At 65.8% G+C, this 21,314-nt stretch carries 21 protein-coding genes and 2 pseudogenes; 9 read left to right on the top strand and 14 right to left on the bottom strand.

What is annotated here, in order from left to right; genetic code table 11:
• Positions 1–19: 19 nt before the first annotated feature.
• From WDB66_RS05450 to WDB66_RS05460, 3 genes are all read right to left on the bottom strand, one after another.
• The gene (locus WDB66_RS05450; RefSeq protein ID WP_339397527.1) at positions 20–493 is read right to left on the bottom strand and encodes a type II toxin-antitoxin system YhaV family toxin; all 474 of its coding nucleotides are present in this window, start codon (positions 491–493) and stop codon (positions 20–22) included.
• A complete protein-coding gene (locus WDB66_RS05455) occupies positions 490–813 on the bottom strand; it encodes a type II toxin-antitoxin system PrlF family antitoxin (protein WP_339397528.1) in 324 nt (107 codons plus the stop codon). Before WDB66_RS05455 ends, WDB66_RS05450 begins: the two co-directional genes overlap by 4 nt.
• Positions 814–875: 62 nt before the next feature.
• Positions 876–1,433: a C40 family peptidase gene (locus WDB66_RS05460; RefSeq protein ID WP_339397529.1), complete on the bottom strand. Its 558-nt coding sequence runs from the start codon at positions 1,431–1,433 to the stop codon at positions 876–878.
• A 147-nt stretch (positions 1,434–1,580) separates the two neighbouring features.
• Between WDB66_RS05460 and WDB66_RS05465 the strand changes: the two genes are divergently transcribed.
• From WDB66_RS05465 to WDB66_RS05475, 3 genes are all read left to right on the top strand, one after another.
• On the top strand, positions 1,581–2,063 hold the full coding sequence (locus WDB66_RS05465; RefSeq protein ID WP_339397530.1) for an FKBP-type peptidyl-prolyl cis-trans isomerase: 483 nt from the start codon (positions 1,581–1,583) through the stop codon (positions 2,061–2,063).
• 303 nt (positions 2,064–2,366) lie between these two features.
• Entirely contained in the window at positions 2,367–3,758 is a 1,392-nt protein-coding gene (locus tag WDB66_RS05470) for an amidohydrolase (protein WP_489670822.1), read from the top strand.
• Positions 3,755–5,083, top strand: a complete 1,329-nt coding sequence (locus tag WDB66_RS05475; protein WP_489670823.1) for an amidohydrolase family protein — start codon at positions 3,755–3,757, stop codon at positions 5,081–5,083. The genes WDB66_RS05470 and WDB66_RS05475 overlap by 4 nt, the downstream gene beginning before the upstream one ends.
• Before the next feature lie 43 nt (positions 5,084–5,126).
• Here the strand turns inward: WDB66_RS05475 and WDB66_RS05480 are convergent, their stop codons facing one another.
• Positions 5,127–9,770, bottom strand: a complete 4,644-nt coding sequence (locus tag WDB66_RS05480; RefSeq protein WP_489670828.1) for a DEAD/DEAH box helicase — start codon at positions 9,768–9,770, stop codon at positions 5,127–5,129.
• 88 nt (positions 9,771–9,858) lie between these two features.
• Positions 9,859–9,981, bottom strand: a complete 123-nt coding sequence (locus WDB66_RS05485; RefSeq protein ID WP_339397532.1) for a hypothetical protein — start codon at positions 9,979–9,981, stop codon at positions 9,859–9,861.
• A gap of 20 nt (positions 9,982–10,001) precedes the next feature.
• On the opposite strand from WDB66_RS05485, the pseudogene WDB66_RS05490 reads away from it, so the two are divergent.
• The 5 genes and pseudogenes from WDB66_RS05490 to arsH form a co-directional block, all read left to right on the top strand.
• Positions 10,002–10,169, top strand: a pseudogene (locus WDB66_RS05490) (3-deoxy-manno-octulosonate cytidylyltransferase); the annotation flags it as partial.
• 140 nt (positions 10,170–10,309) lie between these two features.
• Positions 10,310–10,462, top strand: a pseudogene (locus tag WDB66_RS05495) (IS3 family transposase); the annotation flags it as partial.
• A 266-nt stretch (positions 10,463–10,728) separates the two neighbouring features.
• Positions 10,729–11,742 carry an ACR3 family arsenite efflux transporter gene (arsB, locus tag WDB66_RS05500; RefSeq protein ID WP_339397533.1) on the top strand — a complete coding sequence of 338 codons (1,014 nt, stop codon included), beginning with the start codon at positions 10,729–10,731 and terminating at the stop codon, positions 11,740–11,742.
• A gap of 15 nt (positions 11,743–11,757) precedes the next feature.
• Positions 11,758–12,165, top strand: a complete 408-nt coding sequence (gene arsC / locus WDB66_RS05505; RefSeq protein WP_339397534.1) for an arsenate reductase (glutaredoxin) — start codon at positions 11,758–11,760, stop codon at positions 12,163–12,165.
• On the top strand, positions 12,158–12,907 hold the full coding sequence (gene arsH, locus WDB66_RS05510; protein WP_339397535.1) for an arsenical resistance protein ArsH: 750 nt from the start codon (positions 12,158–12,160) through the stop codon (positions 12,905–12,907). Before arsC ends, arsH begins: the two co-directional genes overlap by 8 nt.
• Positions 12,908–13,173: 266 nt before the next feature.
• Here the strand turns inward: arsH and rnt are convergent, their stop codons facing one another.
• The 5 genes from rnt to WDB66_RS05535 all read right to left on the bottom strand — a co-directional run bounded on the left by rnt (position 13,174) and on the right by WDB66_RS05535 (position 16,456).
• Positions 13,174–13,842 (bottom strand): ribonuclease T, encoded by a 669-nt coding sequence (gene rnt / locus WDB66_RS05515; protein ID WP_339397536.1) that lies wholly within the window; start codon positions 13,840–13,842, stop codon positions 13,174–13,176.
• Positions 13,843–13,964: 122 nt separating this feature from the next.
• Positions 13,965–14,189 carry a BrnA antitoxin family protein gene (locus WDB66_RS05520; protein WP_339397537.1) on the bottom strand — a complete coding sequence of 75 codons (225 nt, stop codon included), beginning with the start codon at positions 14,187–14,189 and terminating at the stop codon, positions 13,965–13,967.
• Between the two features lie 48 nt (positions 14,190–14,237).
• Positions 14,238–15,197 carry an HvfC/BufC N-terminal domain-containing protein gene (locus WDB66_RS05525; protein WP_339397538.1) on the bottom strand — a complete coding sequence of 320 codons (960 nt, stop codon included), beginning with the start codon at positions 15,195–15,197 and terminating at the stop codon, positions 14,238–14,240.
• Positions 15,187–16,050: an HvfB family MNIO-type RiPP peptide maturase gene (locus WDB66_RS05530; protein WP_339397539.1), complete on the bottom strand. Its 864-nt coding sequence runs from the start codon at positions 16,048–16,050 to the stop codon at positions 15,187–15,189. The genes WDB66_RS05525 and WDB66_RS05530 overlap by 11 nt, the downstream gene beginning before the upstream one ends.
• Positions 16,051–16,090: 40 nt before the next feature.
• Entirely contained in the window at positions 16,091–16,456 is a 366-nt protein-coding gene (locus tag WDB66_RS05535) for an HvfA family oxazolone/thioamide-modified RiPP metallophore (protein WP_339397540.1), read from the bottom strand.
• Positions 16,457–16,602: 146 nt separating this feature from the next.
• Between WDB66_RS05535 and ubiM the strand changes: the two genes are divergently transcribed.
• The gene (ubiM, locus tag WDB66_RS05540; protein WP_339397541.1) at positions 16,603–17,784 is read left to right on the top strand and encodes a 5-demethoxyubiquinol-8 5-hydroxylase UbiM; all 1,182 of its coding nucleotides are present in this window, start codon (positions 16,603–16,605) and stop codon (positions 17,782–17,784) included.
• Positions 17,785–17,963: 179 nt separating this feature from the next.
• On the opposite strand, the gene phoU is transcribed toward ubiM, so the two are convergent.
• Genes phoU through pstC form a run of 4 tightly spaced genes read right to left on the bottom strand, consistent with a single transcriptional unit; the run spans position 17,964 to position 21,310 of the window.
• Complete coding sequence (gene phoU / locus WDB66_RS05545; RefSeq protein WP_339397542.1) at positions 17,964–18,662, bottom strand: phosphate signaling complex protein PhoU; 699 nt, start codon at positions 18,660–18,662, stop codon at positions 17,964–17,966.
• Positions 18,659–19,459 carry a phosphate ABC transporter ATP-binding protein PstB gene (pstB, locus tag WDB66_RS05550; RefSeq protein WP_339397543.1) on the bottom strand — a complete coding sequence of 267 codons (801 nt, stop codon included), beginning with the start codon at positions 19,457–19,459 and terminating at the stop codon, positions 18,659–18,661. Before pstB ends, phoU begins: the two co-directional genes overlap by 4 nt.
• A complete protein-coding gene (gene pstA / locus WDB66_RS05555; RefSeq protein ID WP_339397544.1) occupies positions 19,452–20,321 on the bottom strand; it encodes a phosphate ABC transporter permease PstA in 870 nt (289 codons plus the stop codon). Before pstA ends, pstB begins: the two co-directional genes overlap by 8 nt.
• Positions 20,321–21,310, bottom strand: coding sequence for a phosphate ABC transporter permease subunit PstC (gene pstC / locus WDB66_RS05560; RefSeq protein ID WP_339397545.1), 990 nt, complete (start codon positions 21,308–21,310; stop codon positions 20,321–20,323). The genes pstA and pstC overlap by 1 nt, the downstream gene beginning before the upstream one ends.
• Positions 21,311–21,314 lie beyond the last annotated feature (4 nt).

Consider the following 21,314-nt stretch of genomic DNA (forward strand, 5'->3'; position numbering starts at 1 on the left):
GTTTCCCACAGGACGCAGTTCAGGAGCCCGGCAGATTCTCGCTGGTGGCCAGCAGTGCGGCCCAGTCGTCCGGCGGATGGCCGCTGTCCAGCATCCGGGTGAAAACACGGTAGGCGTCACCCGTGCGCTCGTATACCCGTTTGCTGCTTTCGTCATTGACCCATGCGTAGACGATCAACCGGCTGGCTGCGTGGTAGCGGAAGAGCAGGCGGTACTGCTGGAAGAATTTGGCCCGGAACCAATGCTTGCGCTCGTCACCCAGGGCGCTGCCCTGGCGGTATCCGCTGCGTGTCGGGTCTTGCGGGATGATGTCGAACGCCAGCCGATGGATCGCCGCCAGGCGCTTGCTGGCGTTCTTCCTGACATAGCCTTCCGGGTCTTTGCGGCGCAGGGTTTCCACCTGGGTCGTCAACGTCTGGACCTGGTCCAGAAACAACGGATGCGCCATCAAGGTCCAGTCATGGACCGCCAGTGGAGGGTTGTCCGGCTTCATTCGCCGTCGTCGGACAAGGGTGCACCCAGATCGATATCGATATGTCCGACCAGCTTTTCGAGGTGGGTGGCCAGCCCGGTATCGAGGCTGCGCAGGTGTTCCGGATGGGCTGTCATGTCGGCAGCGAGGAAATCCAGAAAGCGTCCCAGTACGGGGTCGGCGGCATCATCGGCCCGCTGCAGCAGGACCTGGCCATCGGCATTGATCGCCCAGCGGATGCGGTCGCGCTTGCCGAGCTGAAGCGCCCGCCGCACGGTTTCAGGAACGGTGGTCTGGTAGCGGTCGGTGAGGGTGGATTCGGCTTCGATCAGGGAGGGCATGGACGGGCCTCGGCACAGGATGTCGCCATTGTAATGCAACTGCATTGCCGTGGCTTTGTGGCTCAGCGCAGCACGCGTTTGGCGTAAAGGTAGTGATCGCGCCAGTAGTGGCCATCCAGATGATCCATGCGGACGGTGCCGCCGCTGCTGGGGGCGTGGACGAAGCGGCCTTCGCCGACGTAGATGCCGATGTGGTTGACCGCGCGGCGGCCGAAAAACACCAGATCGCCGGGCAGCAGGCGCTTGCGTTCGACCTTGGGTGCCTTGACCTCGGCGATGGCCTGCGAATTGCGCGGCAGTGCCAGCCCGGCGGCTTCGCGGAACACGTAGCCGACCAGACCGCTGCAATCAAAGCCGCCGGCCGGGGTGTTGCCGCCGTAACGGTAGGGCGTGCCGACCAGGCTGATGGCGTTGAACAGCACGTCGTTGGCGTGCGCCGGGCCGTTGGCGTAGTAGGTGCCGCTGGCGGCAGGTGGCGTCTGCGGCTTGGTGTACTTGCCGCCGCAGCCGCCCAGCGACAGCGACAACAGCAGTGCGAAGAACAGGCCGGCACACGTCAGGATTGGGGTTGGCCGGTGTCGTGCAAGGCGTGGGGTGGGGTTGGGGCGTGCGGCAATCATGTCGGCACGTTCATGCAAGGCTGGCGCCGCTGTCAAACCCGGAATCCGGCTGTTGCCGGCACCATCGCGGCCGGAGCGACGGCGCCACAGGTGCCCTGCAGCGCGCAACGCGCTATCCTGAGTGGCTCATTCCGGCAGCCTGATCCCATGAATATCGAGAAAAACAAGGTCGTTTCCTTCCATTACACCGTCTTTGAAGCCGACGGCAACCAGGTCGAAAGCTCGAAGGAGGGCGGCACGCCGCTCTATGTCCTGTATGGCGCCGGCAATATCATTCCGGGCCTGGAAAAGGCGCTCGAAGGCAAGGCCGCCGGTGATCATGTCGAGGCTACCGTGGAGCCGTCCGAAGCCTATGGCGAGCGCGACGAGAGCCTGATCCAGCGCGTGCCGAAAAAGCGCTTCGGCAATGCCAAGCTGGTGCCCGGGCAGACGGTGATGGTGCAGACCCAGCAGGGTCCGCGTCCGCTGACGGTACTCAAGGTCGGCATGTCGGTGGTGGATGTCGATCTGAACCACCCGATGGCCGGCAAGACGCTGCGCTTCGAGGTGGACATTCTGGACGTGCGCGATGCGACCGAAGAAGAGATCGAACACCGCCACGCGCATCCGCCTGGTGCCGAACACCACTGATCACACCGGCGGCGTCATCGCCGCGCATCCAGTGTGAAACCGGTAGCGTCATGCGCCGGCCCGGATCGAAGACCCGGCTGCGGCCGGGTCTTTTCGTTGTGCGGTGAAAAGACCGGTGCCGCATCGTGCCGTGATGTGGCACACCGCGCCCTTTCACAGAAGGCACGTGAGACATCACATGGCGGCATGACTTTCGGCCAGTCCGCCGGAGGCGGGCTTCGGGCTAATGTCGCGGTCCAGGCGGCAGGTGACGGGAGAACCCGGCAACTTGCCGCACCTGTTCGATGAGCGAGGGGATCGCAGATGATTCGAGTGTTGAGCGCGGCGCTGTGCGTTGCGGTTTTGGGCGCCTGTGCGCATGACGCAGCGGGTACGCGCCGCACGATCAGCGCTGCTGGGGATACGCCGCTGGATTTTACCGGCGAGGCCTATGTCAGCCGCTATCGGCCGGTCACCTCCGGCCCGGTGCTGATCAATGGCGCAACCGTGCTGGTCGGCAACGGGGAGCGGCTGGAGACGGCCGATGTGCTGCTGGAAAACGGCCGCATCGCCGCCATCGGGCAAGGATTGGCGGCCCCCGCCCATGCCACCCGCGTGGATGGCCGCGGCAAGTGGGTCACGCCCGGCATCATCGACGTGCACTCGCACCTTGGCGTTTATCCCAGCCCAGGCACCCAGTCGCACAGTGACGGCAATGAGATGACCAGCCCGGTCACGGCACAGGTCTGGGCCGAACACTCGGTCTGGCCGCAGGATCCGGGTTTTGCCGCGGCCCTGGCCGGCGGCGTCACCACGCTGCAGATCCTGCCTGGTTCAGCCAACCTCGTGGGTGGCCGCGGCGTCACGTTGAAGAACGTGCCGGCGGTGGACGTGCAGGGCATGAAATTTCCCGATGCACCCTACGGCTTGAAGATGGCCTGCGGGGAAAATCCCAAGCGTGTCTACGGCCAGCGTGGTGGCCCGGCCACGCGCATGGGCAACGTCGCCGGTTACCGCGCTGCCTTCATCGAGGCGCAGGAATATGCCAAGCGCCGGAGTGGCAAGGAGCCCGGCAAACGGGATCTGAAACTGGATACCCTGGCCGGTGCCATGTCCGGCGAGGTGCTGGTCCATATCCACTGCTACCGCGCCGACGAGATCGCGGTGATGATGGATCTGGCCAAGGAATTCGAGTTCGAGATTGCCGCCTTCCACCACGGTGTGGAAGCCTACAAGCTGGCCGACCGGCTCGCCGCCGAAGGCACCTGCGCGGCGCTCTGGGCCGACTGGTGGGGCTTCAAGATGGAAGCCTTCGACGGCATCCAGGAGAACGTGGCGATCGTGGACCGCCCGGCCAACTCCTGCGCCATCGTGCACTCGGATTCGGCCGAAGGCATCCAGCGTTTGAATCAGGAATCAGCCAAGGTGATCGCCAACGCGCGCCGCGCCGGCATCGAGATCGCACCCGAACGCGCGATCCGCTGGCTGACCGAAAACGCCGCACGTTCGCTCGGTGTGCTGGAACAGACCGGCACGCTGGAAGCCGGAAAAATGGCCGATGTCGTGCTGTGGAACGGCAACCCCTTCAGTGTCTATGCGCTGGCCGAACAGGTCTGGATCGACGGCGCGCTGATGCACGACCGCGCCGATCCGGCACGCCAGCCGGTTTCCGACTTCCGTCTTGGTCAGGACAGCGTGCAGGGAGGTGTGCGATGAGCCCCGTTTTGAACAGGCGCTCCGGCGCGAACCGTGCGCGTCTGGCCGCGCTGCTGGCCGGCACCGTGCTGGCACTGAGCCCGATGCTGGGCGCGGCCCAGGATGTCCTGATCCGCAATGCACTGGTGCACACCGCCAGCGCGCAGGGTTCGCTGGCCGATACCGATGTGCTGGTGCGCAACGGCCGGATCGCGGCGATTGGCAGCGGGCTTGCGGCTGACGGTGCGCAGGTGGTTGAAGCGCAGGGGAGGCCGCTGACGCCGGCACTGTTCGGCGGCATCAGCGGCATCGGGCTGGAGGAAGTCTCGGCCGAGGCCTTCACCCGCGATGCGGCACTGGCGCTGGGACAGAACGCCAAGGACATCGTGGTGCGGCCCGAATTCGATGTCAGCCTTGCCTACAACCCGGATTCGATCCTGCTGCCGGTGGCACGCGTGGAAGGCATCGGCTTCACCCTGCTGACCGCCAACAGCACCGCCGGGGGTTCGATCATCGGCGGTCAGGGCGCGGTGGTGCGACTGGATGGCGCCCCGGATCCAATCGGGCCACGCGTGCTGTTCGTATCGCTGGGCGGCGGTGCGTCGGAATTGAGCGGCGTATCGCGCGCCGGGCAGTGGATGCTGCTGGAGCAGCTGATCGAAGAACTGCGCGGCAAAATACCGGCCGATATGGCGATGCTGACCCCGGCCGGCCGGGTGGCGCTGAAGCGCTATATCGATGACGGCGGGCGCATCGTGTTCGATGTGAACCGTGCCGCCGACATCCGACAACTGCTGCGATTCGCGCAACGCCACAAGCTCAATATCGCGATCAGCGGCGCGGTCGAAGCCTGGAAGCTGGCACCGGAACTGGCCGCGGCCAAGGTGCCGGTGTTCGTCGATACGCTGGCCAACCTGCCGGCCAATTTCGACCAGATCCACGCCACGCTGGAAAACGCCGCGCGGCTGCGTGCCGCCGGCGTGCAGGTCGGTTTCAACCAGTCCGGCGATGCCTCGCACAATGCGCGAAAGCAGCGCCAGCTGGCCGGCAACGCGGTCGCGCACGGCTTGCCGTGGGAAGACGCGCTGGCCGGTTTGACGCGGATTCCAGCCGAAACCTTCGGCGTCGGTGAACGTACCGGCACGATCGAAGTCGGCAAGGCCGCCGATCTGGTGCTGTGGAGCGGTGATCCGCTGGATGTGGCGCATACCGCGCGCCAGGTGTGGCTGGATGGGCGCGAAATCCCGATGCGTTCGCGCCAGACCGAGCTGCGTGACCGCTACCTACGGGCCGAGCCCGATGCGGCTGGCGGCCAGCTGCCGCGGATGTATCCGCCGCTCAGATAGTGCGTCAGCGGCCGCGCAACGGTGGCGGTGGCGGTGCCTTGGCTCACGGCATCGTTCCGCCAGCCAGCCCTTCGCTGTTCGCAGCCAAGGCCTGAAGGTCGGGCTCGCCGCGCAGCAGGCAGGTGCCGCGGCGGCGGGTTTCCGCATCCAGCGCGCCGCCCGGCGCGGCGCCATCACCCAGCCATTCGATATTGCCGCCGATGCGGGTGGCCAGCGGTACGCCGTCGCGGTACAGCAGGCGGGCGCTGGCAAGGCGCGGCACCTTCGGGCCGTTGATCGCGATGCCGGACAGGTTCAGCGGGTCGGCGCCGCTGACGCAGACCAGTTCGCCATCCGCTATTTCGTCGCGCATCCGGCGCAGCAGCGGGATCGCCTCGGGCAGCGCGAACTGTTCGCCGGAAAGACCCTGCACGAAACGCCCGCCGCGGATTTCGCCGCGGGCTTCGAGCCGGCGCAACTCGCGCAGCAATACCCGCCAAGGCGGCAGCCAGGCCGCCTCGCGTTCCAGCAGACGCCAACTCAGTACGCCGTAGCGCCGCAGCAGCACCCGCACCAGACGCTCGATGTCGGCCGCGTCATGCTGCGGATCGGAGGCGCGCGGCATCGCTGTTTTGACAGGCGCAGACGCTGCTGCCACCGGACTCCAGCGACCGGCATCCTCCAGTCCGAAGGGACGCCTGCGCTTGCGTTGTTTTTCGCGCCGCGCGGCAGGCATCAGCAGGGTGCGCAGGCCGGAGAAGCTGTCCGAGGTCAGCGCGCCACGCGCGACCAGTTCGCCGAGTGCGTCCTCCAGTTCGCTGCGCAGCAGCCGCACGTCGTCCTGCATTTCATCGAAGAACGCGGCGCCGTGGTTCTGCAACCAGTCCAGCAGCAGCTGCGCGCGCGAGGACAGCGCAACGTCGGCCGGTTGTTGGGCTGCGGCCAGACGGTTCCAGTCGGCACGATGGCGGCGAGGCAACAGCACCAGCGGCATCGCCGGCAAGGGCGCGACGCTGCGCGCGCGGGCGCCATCCTCCGATGACCGGGTACCGCGATGCAGGCGTTGCCAGACGATGCGCCCGGCGCGGCATTGTTCGTCCAGCCACTGGATCTGGTAATCGGCCACACGCGCCGGCAGCAGGCTGGCTTCCCATGCCGCAGCCGGCGCTTCATAGCCTTCGAGTTGGCCCAGTACCTTGCCCAACGCATCGGGGCCGCGCATCCGGCTGGAAGGCGCCAGGTGCTGCCAGTGCAACAGGAAGCGGATGAAGTCGCGCGCGGGGACGGGTTCGATTTCGCGCCGCAGCCGGCCCAGGGTGTAGCGGTGGATGCGCGCCAGCAGACCGCGTTCGCACCATTCCTCGTGCGGCGCATCCGGGGTGAAGCGGCCGCGGAACACGAAACCTTCGGTCTCCAGCGCCAGCAGCGCCGGCTCGACGGCACGGGCGGAGCGTCCCAGCGGCGCCCCCAGTTCCGCAGCACTGGCCGGCCCGCTGCCGGACAGGCGTGCGCGCAGCAGTTCGCGCAGCGCGATATCGGCGTCCCAGTCGTGCACGTAATCGGCCGGTACCTCGATATCGGGTTCGGTTTGCAGCGATGGGTGCAGCGCGCGGAACTGCGGCAGGCGTTCGGCCATGACCCACAGGGTTTCGCCTTCGGGCAGCGTGATCCGCGCGGCGCGGCGGGCGCGAGCCAGCGCGGCCAGGTGGGTGTTCCAGCCAGCGTGGTTGTCGGCTTCGTGCTGGCGGACGAAGCCCAGCATGTTGAGCGCATCGTGCATCTCGTCGGGATTGCGCACGTCCGGCCAGGCTTCTTCACGCACCTTTGCGATCGCAGCCGCATCCAGCCGGCCCAGATCGTCGGCCTGCTGCGGGTCGATATAGCGGCGCTGCTGCACCGCGCGGGTGCGGCGTTCCTCCAGCGGCGCATCGTCGAGGAAGGCATAGGGGCGCGCCGACAGCACTTCGGCCGCCAGCGGTGAGGGCGCGGTCAGATCGCGCGCATGGATGCGTACTTCGCCGGCTTCCAGGCGTTGCAGCAAGGCGAGGAAACCATCGACATCCATCGCCTCGTGCAGGCAGTCGTGCAGGGTCTGTGCGACCAGCGGGTGATCGGGAATCTGGCGTTCGCCGACGATGTTCTCCAGGCAGGCAACCTGATCGGGGAACACGGTGCCGAGCAGGTCCTCGCTGCGCATGCGCTGGATCTGCGGCGCGATCTTCTTGCCACCGGACATGCGCGGCAGCGCCAGTGCCGTGGTCGCGTTCCAGCGCCAGCGCACGCCGAACAGCGGCGCATCCAGCAGCGCCTGCACCAGCACTTCGCGCGCCGACGCGGAATGCAGGAAACGGCCCACGTCATCAAGCGGAAAGCTGTGGCTGGTGGACAGCGACAGCACGATGTTGTCCTCGGTCGCGGCGGCCTGCAATTCGAAGTTGAAGCTGCGGCAGAAGCGCTTGCGCAGCGCCAGCCCCCAGGCCTTGTTGATGCGGCTGCCGAGCGGGCTGTGGATGATCAGCTGCATCGCGCCGGATTCGTCGAAGAAGCGCTCGATGCCCAGTTCCTTCTGCGTCGGCAGAAAACCCAGCGCGATCTGCGCGTGCAACAGGTATTCGGCCAGCTCGCGCGCAGCGCGGGCATCGATGCGCAGTTCCCCGCAGAGCCAGTTGATGGCACGCGCCAGCCGGGCATCGACGCTCTCGCCCGGCGTGCGTTCGTGGAACAGTTGCGACAGCGTTTCGCGCAAACGCGAAACCCCGGCGGAAAGCTCGTCGCTGCGACCCGGCGCCTCACCGATCCAGAACGGAATCGACGGTGGCGCGCCCTGCGCATCCTCGACCCGCAGCCGGTCGGCTTCCACTTTCAGGATGCGGTACGAGGTGTTGCCGAGCTGGAACACGTCGCCGATCAGGCTTTCGACCGCGAAATCCTCGTGCACCGAGCCGATGATCTGGCCCTGCGGCTCCAGCACCACCAGATAGTCGGCGGTATCGGGAATCGTGCCGCCGGAGCTGAGCGCGGTCAGACGCGCGCCGCGCCGTGCACGCAAGGCGCCGGCCACGACATCGCGGTGCAGCCAGGCGGCACGGGTGCCGCGGCGGGTGCTGAAGCCTTCGGCCAGCATCCGCACCACGTCGTTGAACTGTTCGCGCGACAAATCGCGATACGGCGCGGCACGGCGCATCAGCCCGAACAGCGCGGTTTCGTCCCATTCGCGGCAGGCGACTTCGGCCACGATCTGCTGCGCCAGCACGTCCAGCGGCTGCGGCGGCACGATCAGTGCGTCCAGTTCGCCGCGCCGCACGCAGTCCAGCAGCGCCACCGATTCGGCAAGATCGTCGCGCGACAGCGGGAACAGCCGGCCCTTCGGCGTCGCTTCCACGGCGTGGCCGGCACGCCCGACGCGCTGCAGGAAGGTCGCGATCGCGCCCGGCGAACCGAGCTGGCAGACCAGATCCACATCGCCGATATCGATGCCCAATTCGAGCGATGCGGTGGCGACCAGCATCCGCAGGCGACCGTGCTTGAGTCGCTGTTCGGCATCCAGTCGCAGCTCCTTGGCGAGACTGCCGTGGTGTGCTGCAACCGCGTCGCGCCCGAGGCGTTCGGCCAGATGCCGGGTGACGCGTTCGGACAGGCGCCGGGTGTTGACGAACACCAGCGTGGTGCGGTGCGCGTCGGCCAGTTCCGCGAGGCGGTCGTAGAGGGTTTCCCAGGCCTCGCCGGACATCACCGCTTCCAGCGGATTGCGCGGCAATTCCAGCGCCAGATCCCGTTCGCGCACGTGACCGGCGTTGATGATGGTGCAGGGAAAAGTTTGCTCTCCCTCACCACTGGTGAGGGGGGAAGCTTTGCTGTTGCACGGGGATTTTGGTGCTTCCGGGGGAAAAGCCCCCGTCACCCCGGCCCTCTCCTCCGCATGCGAGGGAGAGGGAGCCAAACTTTTTGCATCCAGCCTGCCGCCGCACAGGAACGCGGCAACCTTTTCGATGGGTTTCTGCGTGGCCGACAGTCCGATGCGCTGGATGCGTGCAGGATTCAGCGCCTGCAGCCGCTCCAGCGACAGCGTCAGATGGCTGCCGCGCTTGCTGTTGGCCAGCGCGTGGATTTCGTCGACGATGACGCTGCGCACGCCCGACAGCATCGCCCGGCCCGAGTCCGAGCCGAGCAGTACGTACAGCGATTCGGGCGTGGTCACCAGGATGTGCGGTGCCAGCCGGCGCAGCGCGGCGCGTTCGTTCTGCGGTGTGTCGCCAGTGCGCACTGCTGCCCGGATGCCCGGATCGGGCAGGCCCAGCGCGGCCAGTTCTTCGCCGATGCCGGCCAACGGACCTTCCAGATTCAGCCGGATGTCGTTGGACAGTGCCTTCAGCGGCGAGATGTAGAGCACCTGCACACGGTCGGGCAGGGTGCCCGGCGCAGGCGATGAAGGCGGCGCCGGTTCGGGCCAGAGGCTGCTTTGCGGGGAGAGGCTTTCCAGGTGGTCCTGTTTCGAGGAAAACCCGACAAGTGATTGTTCAACCAGCGAATTGATTGCCCAGAGAAAGGCCGTCAGCGTCTTGCCCGAACCGGTTGGCGCGGCCACCAGCACATCCTCGCCGCGCGCGATTGCCGGCCACGCCGCCGCCTGTGCCGCAGTCGGCGCGGCGAAGCTGTGCGCGAACCACGCGGCAACGGCGGGGTGAAAAAGATGCAGCGATGCGGACATGGCAAAGGACATGGCGCCATGCTGCCGCCGCCGCAAGGGCGCTGCCAGTGCCGCCGGTGTGAACGTGGTGTCTGTGCGGCGCTGCGGTTCAGCGTGTTGCCGCGAGCCGGGTCTCGTTGCGCGGGCAGGCCGGCTGTTCAAACCAGTCCAGCACCAGCGGCACGAGCTGGTCCAGCTGCATCGGCAGGCTGAGATGATCTTCGCCGGCCACTTCGATGTAACGCGCATGCGGCGCCGATGCCGCCCGGCACTCTGGAGCAGATCGAATCACTCGAACAACTGCGCGCCCTGGAAGCCGGCTGGCGCATCGCCGCCGCCCTCAGCCCCGAACCGTTCCCGGCCGGCGTGGATACGGAAGAAGACCTGCTGCGGGTGGAGCAGGAAATGCGGGTGCGCTGAGCGTCACACCTCCAGCACGTTGACCGCCAGCCCGTGCGATGCAGCGGCCAGGCGCTGATCGTGCGTCCTAAGCGCCTCACAATCGTGATGTGAAGCACCCCGGTATTTCTGGAGGGTCCACCCTTTGAGAGAATGCAGCCATGACCACGCCAGTGAAGTATTTTCCGGAAGTGCGGGAGCGGGCGGTGCGGATGGTGCTGGAGCACCAGAACACGCACAGCTCGCAGTGGGCGGCGATCGAGTCGATTGCCGGGAAGATCGGGTGCACGGCGCAGACGCTGCGCAACTGGGTGTACTGGTACAACCACAGGCGACTGCTGGGACCGATCGGGTCACATCCCGCCAGCGGAAGCCGAAGCGGCTTACTATCGGCAGCAAGCCGGTCAGACCAGGGCGACCTGACTCAAACCAGACGGCCTCCAAGAGCGCCGGGGCGGATCAAAGCTGTCGTCACGCAGCACGCATAGCGGTATGCGCAGGTTCCCCTGATGAAAACGAACCGGTTGGTGTTCAGCGTCTGCTGGACCTGGCGGGCCATTCCCTTGAAAAGGTCTGATCGATGGGTGTTTTTGAGCGCTACCTGACCGTTTGGGTCGGGTTGGGAATCTTGGCCGGTGTGGGTCTAGGGCTGGTCATGCCCGGCGTGTTCCAGGCCGTGGCTGCGATGGAAATCGCGCAGGTGAACCTGGTGGTGGCCGTGTTCATCTGGATCATGATCTATCCGATGATGATCCAGATCGACTGGCATGCGGTGAAGGACGTGGGCAAGAAGCCTCAGGGCCTGATGCTCACACTGGTGGTCAACTGGCTGATCAAACCCTTCACCATGGCGGCGCTGGGCGTGCTGTTCTTTCAGTACGTGTTCGCAGGCTGGGTCGATCCGCAATCGGCCAGCGAGTACATCGCCGGCATGATCCTGCTGGGCGTGGCACCTTGCACCGCGATGGTGTTTGTCTGGAGCCAGCTGGTCAAAGGCGATGCCAACTACACCCTGGTGCAGGTGTCGGTAAACGACCTGATCATGGTCGTCGCCTTTGCGCCGATTGCCGCCTTTCTGCTGGGCGTGACCAACGTCACGGTGCCCTGGGAGACGCTGCTGCTCTCTACCGTGCTGTATGTGGTGCTGCCACTGCTGGCTGGCATGATCACCCGGCAGCTGCTCATGCAAAAGTCGCCTACCGCCGTGGGTCAGTTCGTGGCGAGACTCAAGCCCTGGTCAGTGGTGGGCCTGATCGCCACCGTGGTGCTGCTGTTCGGTTTCCAGGCAGGCACCATCGTCGAGAAGCCTGGCGTGATCGCACTGATTGCGGTGCCGCTGATCCTGCAGTCCTACGGCATCTTCTTCATCGGCTGGTGGGGCGCCAGGTGGCTCAAGCTGCCACACAACATCGCCGGCCCGGCCTGCCTGATCGGAACGTCCAACTTCTTCGAGCTGGCGGTGGCCGTCGCCATTTCGTTGTTTGGCCTGAACTCGGGCGCTGCACTGGCCACCGTGGTCGGCGTGCTGGTTGAAGTGCCCGTCATGCTATCGCTGGTAGCTATCGTCAACGCCTGGAAACCCCATACCGTCTGAACCACAGAGGATCCCATGACCAAAATCACCATCTATCACAACCCCGCCTGCGGCACCTCGCGCAACGTGCTGGCCCTGATCCGCAACAGTGGGGTGGAGCCGACTGTCATTGAGTACCTCAAAAATCCACCCAGCACTGAGCAGATCCAGTCCTGGCTGAGCGCTATGGGCGCTTCGGTGCGCGAGGTGCTTCGAGAAAAAGGTACACCTTACGCCGAGCTGGACCTGGGCAACGCGAAATGGACAGATGAAGAATTGCTGGCCTTCATCCAGCAACACCCCATCCTGCTCAACCGTCCCATCGTGGTTACGCCGCTGGGAGTACGGCTGTGCCGCCCGTCGGAGATGGTGCTCGACATCCTGCCGGATCCGCAGCAGGGCTCGTTCGTCAAGGAAGATGGTGAAGTGGTCATCGATGCATAAGGTCGCCGTGTCTAAGCCCGTCTCCCAACCCTTGGCCGATCTGCCGCAGGTTCAGGCTGAACATTTCCGTGTGCCCAATCCCTCACAGTTGCTGCGCCCGCACTCGGGCCACCCACCACGCATCCTGCTACTGTACGGCTCCCTGCGCCCGCGCTCCTTCAGCCGCCTGCTGGTCGAAGAAGCTGACCGGCTGCTGCAAGCCATGGGCGCTGAGACACGCATCTTCAACCCCAGTGGATTGCCTTTGCCCGACGATGCGCCAGACACCCACCCAAAAGTGCAAGAACTGCGTGAACTGGCACTGTGGTCCGAAGGGATGGTGTGGTGTTCGCCCGAGCGTCACGGCGCCATGACCGGCATCATGAAAGCCCAGATTGACTGGATTCCCCTGGCTGCTGGTGCTGTGCGCCCTACCCAGGGCAAGGCGCTGGCGGTGATGCAGGTCTGCGGCGGCTCGCAGTCCTTCAATGCGGTCAACCAGATGCGCGTGCTCGGGCGCTGGATGCGCATGATCACCATCCCGAATCAGTCGTCAGTGGCCAAGGCTTTTCAGGAGTTTGATGACAATAACAGGATGAAGCCGTCGGCCTACCACGACAGGGTGGTCGATGTGATGGAGGAACTGGTCAAGTTCACCTGGCTGACCCGCGATGTTTCGCCCTACCTCGTGGACCGCTACAGCGAGCGCAAGGAAAGCGCCGAAGAACTCATGCGGCGGGTCAATTTGCCCAAGGCGGTGTGAGCCGTCCCGGTATTCTGAAGCGTCCTGGCTTTCTTGGAGGTCGTTTGGTTTGAGTCCGGCCGCCCTGGCCTGACCGGTTTGCTGCCGATAGTAAGCCGCTTCGGGCCTGTTTCGCGGCGCCGCTGATCCCCGATTTCTGCCTTCGCCACCCGGAAACCTCGGTGGAACTGGGCCTGTCCGATGCCGAACTGGACATCATCGATGGAGAGGGAGGAGAACCGGACGAAGCGGTAGCATGGTCCTGAGAGCCGGCCACCTTCACAGGTTCAGATCAGCGGTACCTGGTCATCGGGCAGTGCCACTTCGGCAGCCGGCGGAAGCGTGGAAGACAGGGCCGGGTCGGCCAGTGACAGCGCACGCCAGCGGTTGGCGATGCCGCAGAACAGTTCGGCCGTCATCTGGGCGTCGTACAAGGCCGAATGCGCCTGGCTGGAATCCCAGGCCAGGCCGGCCGCGTGTACCGCCCGCCCGAGTACGGTCTGGCCGTAGGCGAGCCCGGCCAGCGGCACGGTATCGAAGCAGCTGAACGGGTGGAACGGGTTGCGTTTGTGGTCGATGCGCCGGACTGCGGCATTCAGGAAGGCCAGATCGAAAGCGGCGTTGTGGCCGACCAGCACCGCACGCTGGCAGCCGGCGGCGCGCACCGCGGCACGGACTTCGTTGAACACCAGACCCAGCGCTTCACGCTCGGATACGGCACCGCGCAGGGGGTTGTCCGGATCGATGCCGGTGATCTCCAGCGATTTCGGATCCAGCAGTGCGCCACGGAAGGCTTCCACATGGGTATGCACCGGCTCACCGGGGCGCATCGTGCCATCCTCATCCATCAGCACCGGAATCGCCGCGATCTCCAGCAGCGCGTGGCGTTCGGCATCGAAGCCGCCGGTTTCCACATCCACCACCACGGGCAGGAAACCACGGAATCGCGCGGCCATCGTCGTGGCGCGGACAGCGCCGAAATCGGGAGCAGATGCAGGCATTCGCGCATTGTAAGGCAGCCGTGCCGGTTCACCGGTGCAGCCGGTGGCGCAGGTTCAGGCAGGGCCGGGGAGGGTGCTCAATCCGACGGCGGTGTTGCCGCAGGTGCGGAGTTTTCCAGCACCTGCGCCATCCGCGTTTGCCAGCCGGGGCCGCTGGCCTTCCAGCGCGCGATGACGTTCGGCGGCAGGCGCAACGACAACAACTGGCGTGGCGCCGCCACCCTTGGGCGGCCGCGACGGACCAGCTTTTCACCTTGAAACAGATCCGCTTCGGCAATCCAGTCGTCGCTGATCTCCGGCACCGCGTCGGGATCAGGAGAGGTGGGGGCGGAGTTTTTTTGGCTTCGCGTTCATGGCAGGTGGGCGGTACCCAGAATCGCGCCGCGCCGATGCAGGCTGGTCAGGCGTTCATGCGCCTGCTGGCGCATTGCGGCGGCATCGGGTTGGTCAGCGATCAGTTGTTCGATCAGCGCAAGGCCGCTGGCAGCGCCGCAATTGTCATGCAGCGTCAACAGCAGGGCGTGGCCCAGCGCATCGATTTCGTGGAAGTGGATGGCGTGCTGCGCATCGCGGCGGATCAGCAGGAAGGTGGGCGTGTCCGGCGTCGCCTCTGGTTGGAAATCCGGGCCGATGCGGTGCACCGGGAAGCGGTAGGCCAGCGGCCAGGCCAGTGGCGATACCAGCGGAGTGCCGTGCAACAGATCGCCGTTCGGATCGAACGCCAGTTGCGACAGATCGGTTTCATCCAGCGCCAGGGCCAGCTCGATCCATTCGTAATGCGCCAGTTCGAGCATGAAGGCGGGCCAGCTTGGGCTTGTTGCCGTATCGCCATCTGGAGCAGTTGTGGGAGCGGGCTTGCCCGCGATGGATGTTCCTCTGCTCGGAAATGCATCATCGGAGGCTGAAGCCGCTTCCACCGAGGTTTCAATCACTTGCCGTCCGGATGCTTCGCATTGCGCCAACCAGTCGAGAAACTCGCGCCCCAGCTCGGGAAACAGCGGCGTCGCGCTGCGGTGGTCGCGGTAGAACTGCCGGATCAGCCGTTCCCAGGGGCCGGGTCCGAGCAAGCGGCGCAGTACCGGGAAATTGCCGGCCAGCAGATCGCGCACATTGTTGAAGAACAGTTCGCGATAGACCGCGATGCGTTCTTCGGCCACCGGCGGCGCGGCGTAGCGCTGTGGATCGCGCAGGTGCGCGGCGAACATCTCCTGTTGCTGCGCCAGCGTGGTGGCAGGCCTGCTGTCGATACTGCCATCACTCCGTTGTGCGGTCCGGCGTTCGTCGCCCCGGCGCTCGTGGTCAGGCGACATCACGTACAGGGCCGGCAGCGGCAGCGCGCTGCACGGCGCGGATTGTGCCGACTTCGGCCAGCAGTTCGGCCAGCGGCGGGAAATTGAAATCGCGTTCCAGCAGTGTCGGCACCACGCCGACATGCCGGTAGGCGGCCGCCAGCAGCTCCCAGACCGGATCGATCACCGCCGCGCCGTGGGTATCGACCAGCAGATCCGGTGCCTGCACGTAATGTCCGGCGACATGGATGCAGCGCACCCGCCGGGCCGGCAGCGCATGCAGGAAGGCGAGCGCGTCGTAGCCGTGGTTGACGCTGTTGACGTGGATGTTGTTGACGTCCAGCAGCAGGTCGCAATCGGCTTCGGCCAACACCGCGTTGAGGAAGTCGATCTCGCTCATCTGCTGCCACGGAGCGGCGTAGTAGGAGATGTTCTCCACCGCGATGCGGCGCCCCAGCGCGTCCTGCACCTGGACGATACGCGCGGCGGTGTGGCGCACGCCTTCTTCGGTGAACGGGATCGGGATCAGGTCGTAGAGGTGGCCTTCGTCGGCGCACCAGCTCAGATGCTCGCTGTACAGTGGCACCTGCCAGCGCTCCAGGAAGCGGCGCACCTTTGCCACGAAGTCCATGTCCAGCGGCGCCGGGCCGCCGAGCGAAAGCGACAGGCCATGGCACAGGATCGGATGGTGTTCGGCCAGCAGCGCGAGGTTGCGCCCGTGCCGGCCGCCGACGCCGATCCAGTTTTCCGGCGCGACTTCGAGAAAATCCACCGCACCCGCCTGCGCTTGCAACAGCTCGCCGGCAATCGCACGGCGCAGCCCGAGGCCGGCCGAAGCGGCGGGCAGGGATGTGGCGGGCGCGGTGCTTGTCATCAGCGCAAACCTGGAATCAGACCGGAAATCAAACCGGCAATCAGGCAGCGCCGCCGCACATGCCTTCGCCACATTTGCCTTCACCGCATTTGCCCTCGGTGTCGGTCTTGTCGGACTTGGCGGTGGTTTCGTCGGGCTTGTCTTCGTCGGGCTTGGCGTGGTGGTCGGCACCGCACATGCCTTCACCGCATTTGCCCTCGCCGCACTTGCCTTCGTGCTCGGACTTTTCCTGTGGCTCGGCCTTGCGGGCCGGGGTTTCCTTCTGCTTGGCCGGCGCGGCGGTGTCCTGGGTCAGGCCGTAGCCCTGTGGCAGATCGGTGATCGCGGCCTGCGCGGTGGCAAGGCCGAGGCTGCCGGCGGCGGTCAGCGACAGCATCAGCGGTGTGGCGAAACGGGTACGGGACATGGTGGCTCCGGCAATCGAAGGGTGGGATCGCATCATAGTGTAGCCGGCCGCGCCAACCGTTTTTTCAGGGCCGCCGCGAACGGCGTTCAGCGGCCGCCGCACTACAATGGCGCGGCGGAAAACGCAGATCCGGAGGCGGAAAAGTGATGGACATGCAGCGTGACGTGGATGTGGCAATCGTCGGTGCCGGGCCAGCCGGGCTGTGCCTGGCGCGTTCGCTGGCCGGGGCCGGCCTTTCGATCGCGCTGCTGGAACGCCAAGCCCTGCCGGCGCTGCGTGAAGCCGCATTCGATGGCCGCGAGATCGCGTTGACCCACACCTCGCGCCGCATTCTGGAAGAACTCGATATCTGGCCGCGCATCGATGCCGCTGACATCTCTCTTCTGCGCGATGCGCGCGTGCTGAACGGGTCTTCGCCATTCGCGCTGGACATCACCGCGCAGGATGGCCGCAGCGAACAGCTCGGCTGGCTGGTGCCCAATTTTCTGATCCGCCGCGCCGCGTTCGAGGCGGTCGCCGCCTGCGACGATGTGGCCTTGCATGCCGAGGTCGAAGTGCGCGGCCTGCGTCATCTGGATGATGCGGTGGAACTGCAATTGTCCGATGGGAAAACCCTGCGCGCGGTGCTGCTGGTGGCTGCCGATAGCCGTTTTTCCGGCACCCGGAAGATGCTCGGCATCGGCGCGCAGATGCGCGATTTCGGGCGCGAAATGATGGTCTGTCGGGTTGAACACGAACTGCCGCATCAGCACGTGGCGATGGAATGGTTCCGCTACGGCCAGACTCTCGCACTGCTGCCGTTGAACGGTGATCGCGCCTCGGTCGTGCTGACCTTGCCGGGGCACGAAATGCAGGCCTTGCAGGCGCTGGACGATGCCGCGCTCGGGCAGGAATTCGAGCGCCGCTTCTATGGCCGCATGGGGAAGATGCAGGTCATCGGCAGCCGCCATGTGTATCCGCTGGTGGGCGTGTATGCTGAAAAGTTCGTCGGCCGGCGCTGCGCCCTGGTCGGCGATGCCGCGGTCGGCATGCATCCGGTCACCGCACATGGATTCAACCTGGGCCTGCTCGGGCAGCAGCGGCTTGCGCGGGAAGTGCTGGCGGCGCATCGGGCCGGCCGTGGCCCGGCCTGTCCGGCTGCGTTGCGGCGTTACGAACGCGGCCACCGCATGACAGCCCGACCGCTGTATCTGGCAACCACGCTGGTGGCCGGCATGTATGGCGATGAGCGCCCGCCGGCGCGGCTGGCGCGCGATGCGGCCCTGCGCCTTGCCCAGCACGTGACGCCGTTCCGCCGGCTGATCGCCGCGCATCTGACACGCGGTTGAAGGCCGCGTGAGGTTGAGATCGCGCAATTGGAGTTGTGTGATTGAAGCCACGCGATTGAAGCCGGGCAGGGATGCTGCCGCGCTCGCCCAGCGGCAGATGTCCCGGTTGGAACAAAGCACGCGCCCAACGAAAAACGCCGGCATCAAGCCGGCGTTCGGATGCAAGGCGGAAAGCGCGATCAGCTGATCTGGCTGCTTTCGTCGCTCTTGGGACGCTCCTCGGTCGGCTCTTCGCCGTAGACCAGATACCACACGTTTTCGGCGATGTTGGTGGCGTGGTCGCCGATGCGCTCTATGTTCTTGGCGATGAACAGCAGATGCGCGCAGGACGGCACCGTCGAGGGCTCGCGCGCCATGTCGTCCAGCAGTTCGCGGAACACCTGGGTATGCAGCGCGTCCAGATCGGCATCACGACGGCGCACCACATCGGCGGCTTCGGCATCGCGGTCGCGGTAGGCGACCAGCACCTGCTGCAGCAGTTCGGTGGCCAGTGTGGCCAGTGTGCGGATGTCCTGCGCGGCCGGTACAGGCGCGTGCCGGTTCAGCGCGGTGCTGCGCTTGGCCACGTTGGCGGCGTAGTCACCGATGCGTTCGATCGCCGAGGCGATGCGCAGCGCGGCCAGCACTTCGCGCAGGTCGCGTGCCATCGGCTGGCGCCGTGCCAGCAGTTGCACCACGTCATAGCTGACGCTGGCTTCCAGCGCGTCGATGGCGTCGTCGTTGGCGATCACGCGTTCGGCCGCGCGGGTGTCGCGCCGTTCCAGCACGTCCATCGCGGCGCCCAGCTGGTACGCGGCGATCTCGCCCATGCGCACGATTTCGCCGGTGAGCCGGGTCAGCTCCTCGTCGTAACTCTTGATGATGTGATCCTGGCTCATCCAAACCTCCCGGTAATGTAGTCCTCCGTGCGCTTCTGCGTCGGTCGTGTGAATATCTGGTCGGTGCGGCCACGTTCAACCAGTTCGCCCAGATACATGAAGGCGGTGTAGTCGGAACAGCGCGCGGCCTGCTGCATATTGTGGGTCACGATCAGGATCGTGAACTGGTGCTTGAGCTCCTCGATCAGCTGCTCGATGCGGGCGGTGGCGATCGGGTCCAGCGCCGAGGTCGGCTCGTCGAACAGGATCACTTCCGGCTCGATGGCGATGGCGCGCGCGATGCACAGGCGCTGCTGCTGCCCGCCGGAAAGACCCAGCGCGGATTTCTTCAGTTTGTCCTTGACCTCGTCCCAGAGCGCGGCGCGGGTCAGCGCGGCTTCCACCCGTGCATCCATCTCGGCACGCGGCAGTTTTTCGTAATGTGAAATGCCGTAGGCGACGTTGTCGTAGATCGTCATCGGGAACGGCACCGGCTTCTGGAACACCATGCCGATCCGGCTGCGCAGTTGCGCCAGCGGATAATTGCGCGCCAGCACGTCCTGGCCATCGAGCAGCACCTGGCCTTCGGCACGCTGGCCCGGATACAGCTCGTAGATGCGGTTGAACACGCGCAGCAGCGTGGATTTGCCACAGCCGGACGGGCCGATCAGCGCGGTGACGCGGTGTTCGGGCACTTCCAGATCGATGCCCTTGAGCGCGAGCGCATCGCCGTAATGGAAGCGGATGTCGCGCGCGGCCAGCTTGACGTGTTCGGCGGCGTCGTCGGGTGAAGTGGCGATGGCGGAAGGTTCAATCATTGGCGGGCATCCGTTGGCGCAACAGGATTGCGCGAGCGAGCAGACTGAGCGTGAGCACGAAAAGCATGACGATCAGGGCACCGGCCCAGGCCAGCGCATTCCAGCTGGCGAACGGGCTGAGCGCGTACTGGTAGATCACCATCGGCACATTGGCCATCGGCTCCATCAGGTTGGTGCTCCAGAACTGGTTGTTGTAGGCGGTGAACAGCAGCGGCGCGGTTTCGCCGGAGATTCTTGCCAACGCAAGCAGGATGCCGGTGACGATGCCCGGCCGTGCCGCGCGGAACAGGATCTGCATCGTCACCTTCCACTGCGGGATGCCGAGCGACAGCGCGGCCTCGCGCATCTGGCCGGGCACCAGTTGCAGCATTTCATCGGTGGTGCGCACGATTACCGGCAACGCCACCAGCGCCAGCGCGATGGCACCGGCGAAGGCGGAGAAATGCCCCATCGGCAGCACCACCAGCGCGTAGATGAAAAGACCCAGCACGATGGATGGCGCCGACAACAGGATGTCGTTGACGAAACGCACCGTATTGCCCAGGCGCGAGCCGCGCGCATATTCGGCCAGCCAGATACCGGCCCCGATGCCGATCGGCGTGCCGATGGCAATCGCCAGCGCACTGATCACGGCGCTGCCGAAGAAGGCATTGAGCAGGCCACCGGCCTCGTTCGGCGGCGGTGTCATCTGGGTGAACAGGTCCAGGTTCAGCGCTTCCAGACCACGGCTGAACGTGGTCCAGACGATCCACGCCAGAAACACCAGACCGAAGACCGTTGCCAGCACCGACAGTACCAGCGCCAAGCCATTGGTGAACCTGCGGCGCAGATGCCGCGCACGGGAATGGGCCAGCGGACGCATCACAATCCTTCCTTGCGCTTGAGCCGATACAGCATCAGGCGCGCCAGTGCCAGCACCACGAAGGTCAGCAGGAACAACACGAAGCCCAGCGCCAGCAGCGAGGAGCGGTGCAGCGGATCGACCGCTTCGGCGAACTCGTTGGCGATGGTCGAAGCGATCGAGGAGCCCGGTTCCAGCAACGCGGCCGACAGCGCATAGGCATTGCCGATCACGAAGGTCACCGCCATGGTTTCACCCAGCGCCCGGCCCAGGCCGAGGAACACGCCGCCGATCACCGCCGAGCGGGTATACGGCAGAACCACGTCCCAAACCACTTCCCAGGTGGTGGAACCCAGCGCGTAGGCCGATTCCTTCAGGCGCGAGGGCACGGTCAGGAACACTTCGCGCATCACCGAGGCGATGAACGGGATCACCATGATCGCCAGCACCAGCCCGGCGGTCAGCATGCCGATGCCCAGCGGCGGGCCCTGGAACAGTGTGCCGATCAGCGGCAGCTGGCCAAGCGTATCGTTGATCTTCGGATACACGTGCTGGCCCAGGATCGGCGCCAGCACGAACAGGCCCCACATGCCGTAGATGATCGACGGGATGCCGGCCAGAAGTTCGATTGCGGTGCCGACCGGCGTGCGCAGCCAGCCCGGTGCCAGTTCGGTCAGGAACACCGCGATGCCGAAACTCACCGGCACCGCGATCAGCAGCGCAATTGTGGCGCTGACCAGGGTGCCGTAGATCGGCACCAGCGCACCGAAGCGGCGTGCGCCGACATCCCAATCGGCGGTGAAGAAGAAATCCAGCCCGAACGTGGCCAGGCTCTCACGCCCGCCCCACAGCATCGACAGCGCCGCACCCAGCAGCAGCGCCAGCACCAGCAGGCCGGCAGCGGTCAGAACAGTGCGGAACAGCCGGTCAAGGCGGACATCGCGACGCTCGCGCCGTGCGACCGCAGCCAGTCGCGCCGGCGAAGAAGTGGCGGGGGCAGCAGCGCTCATCGCG

Source organism: Denitratimonas organivorans, assembly GCF_037478135.1.
In the GTDB taxonomy this organism is placed as follows: Bacteria; Pseudomonadota; Gammaproteobacteria; order Xanthomonadales; family Xanthomonadaceae; genus Denitratimonas.

Bases quoted from the DNA above. Each gene is read 5' to 3' on its own strand.
- WDB66_RS05450 (WP_339397527.1), bottom strand. From the start codon at position 493: ATGAAGCCGGACAACCCTCCACTGGCGGTCCATGACTGGACCTTGATG.
- WDB66_RS05455 (WP_339397528.1), bottom strand. From the start codon at position 813: ATGCCCTCCCTGATCGAAGCCGAATCCACCCTCACCGACCGCTACCAG.
- WDB66_RS05460 (WP_339397529.1), bottom strand. From the start codon at position 1,433: ATGATTGCCGCACGCCCCAACCCCACCCCACGCCTTGCACGACACCGG.
- WDB66_RS05465 (WP_339397530.1), top strand. From the start codon at position 1,581: ATGAATATCGAGAAAAACAAGGTCGTTTCCTTCCATTACACCGTCTTT.
- WDB66_RS05470 (WP_489670822.1), top strand. From the start codon at position 2,367: ATGATTCGAGTGTTGAGCGCGGCGCTGTGCGTTGCGGTTTTGGGCGCC.
- WDB66_RS05475 (WP_489670823.1), top strand. From the start codon at position 3,755: ATGAGCCCCGTTTTGAACAGGCGCTCCGGCGCGAACCGTGCGCGTCTG.
- WDB66_RS05480 (WP_489670828.1), bottom strand. From the start codon at position 9,770: ATGTCCGCATCGCTGCATCTTTTTCACCCCGCCGTTGCCGCGTGGTTC.
- arsB (WP_339397533.1), top strand. From the start codon at position 10,729: ATGGGTGTTTTTGAGCGCTACCTGACCGTTTGGGTCGGGTTGGGAATC.
- arsC (WP_339397534.1), top strand. From the start codon at position 11,758: ATGACCAAAATCACCATCTATCACAACCCCGCCTGCGGCACCTCGCGC.
- arsH (WP_339397535.1), top strand. From the start codon at position 12,158: ATGCATAAGGTCGCCGTGTCTAAGCCCGTCTCCCAACCCTTGGCCGAT.
- rnt (WP_339397536.1), bottom strand. From the start codon at position 13,842: ATGGCCGCGCGATTCCGTGGTTTCCTGCCCGTGGTGGTGGATGTGGAA.
- WDB66_RS05525 (WP_339397538.1), bottom strand. From the start codon at position 15,197: ATGTCGCCTGACCACGAGCGCCGGGGCGACGAACGCCGGACCGCACAA.
- WDB66_RS05530 (WP_339397539.1), bottom strand. From the start codon at position 16,050: ATGACAAGCACCGCGCCCGCCACATCCCTGCCCGCCGCTTCGGCCGGC.
- WDB66_RS05535 (WP_339397540.1), bottom strand. From the start codon at position 16,456: ATGTCCCGTACCCGTTTCGCCACACCGCTGATGCTGTCGCTGACCGCC.
- ubiM (WP_339397541.1), top strand. From the start codon at position 16,603: ATGGACATGCAGCGTGACGTGGATGTGGCAATCGTCGGTGCCGGGCCA.
- phoU (WP_339397542.1), bottom strand. From the start codon at position 18,662: ATGAGCCAGGATCACATCATCAAGAGTTACGACGAGGAGCTGACCCGG.
- pstB (WP_339397543.1), bottom strand. From the start codon at position 19,459: ATGATTGAACCTTCCGCCATCGCCACTTCACCCGACGACGCCGCCGAA.
- pstA (WP_339397544.1), bottom strand. From the start codon at position 20,321: ATGCGTCCGCTGGCCCATTCCCGTGCGCGGCATCTGCGCCGCAGGTTC.
- pstC (WP_339397545.1), bottom strand. From the start codon at position 21,310: ATGAGCGCTGCTGCCCCCGCCACTTCTTCGCCGGCGCGACTGGCTGCG.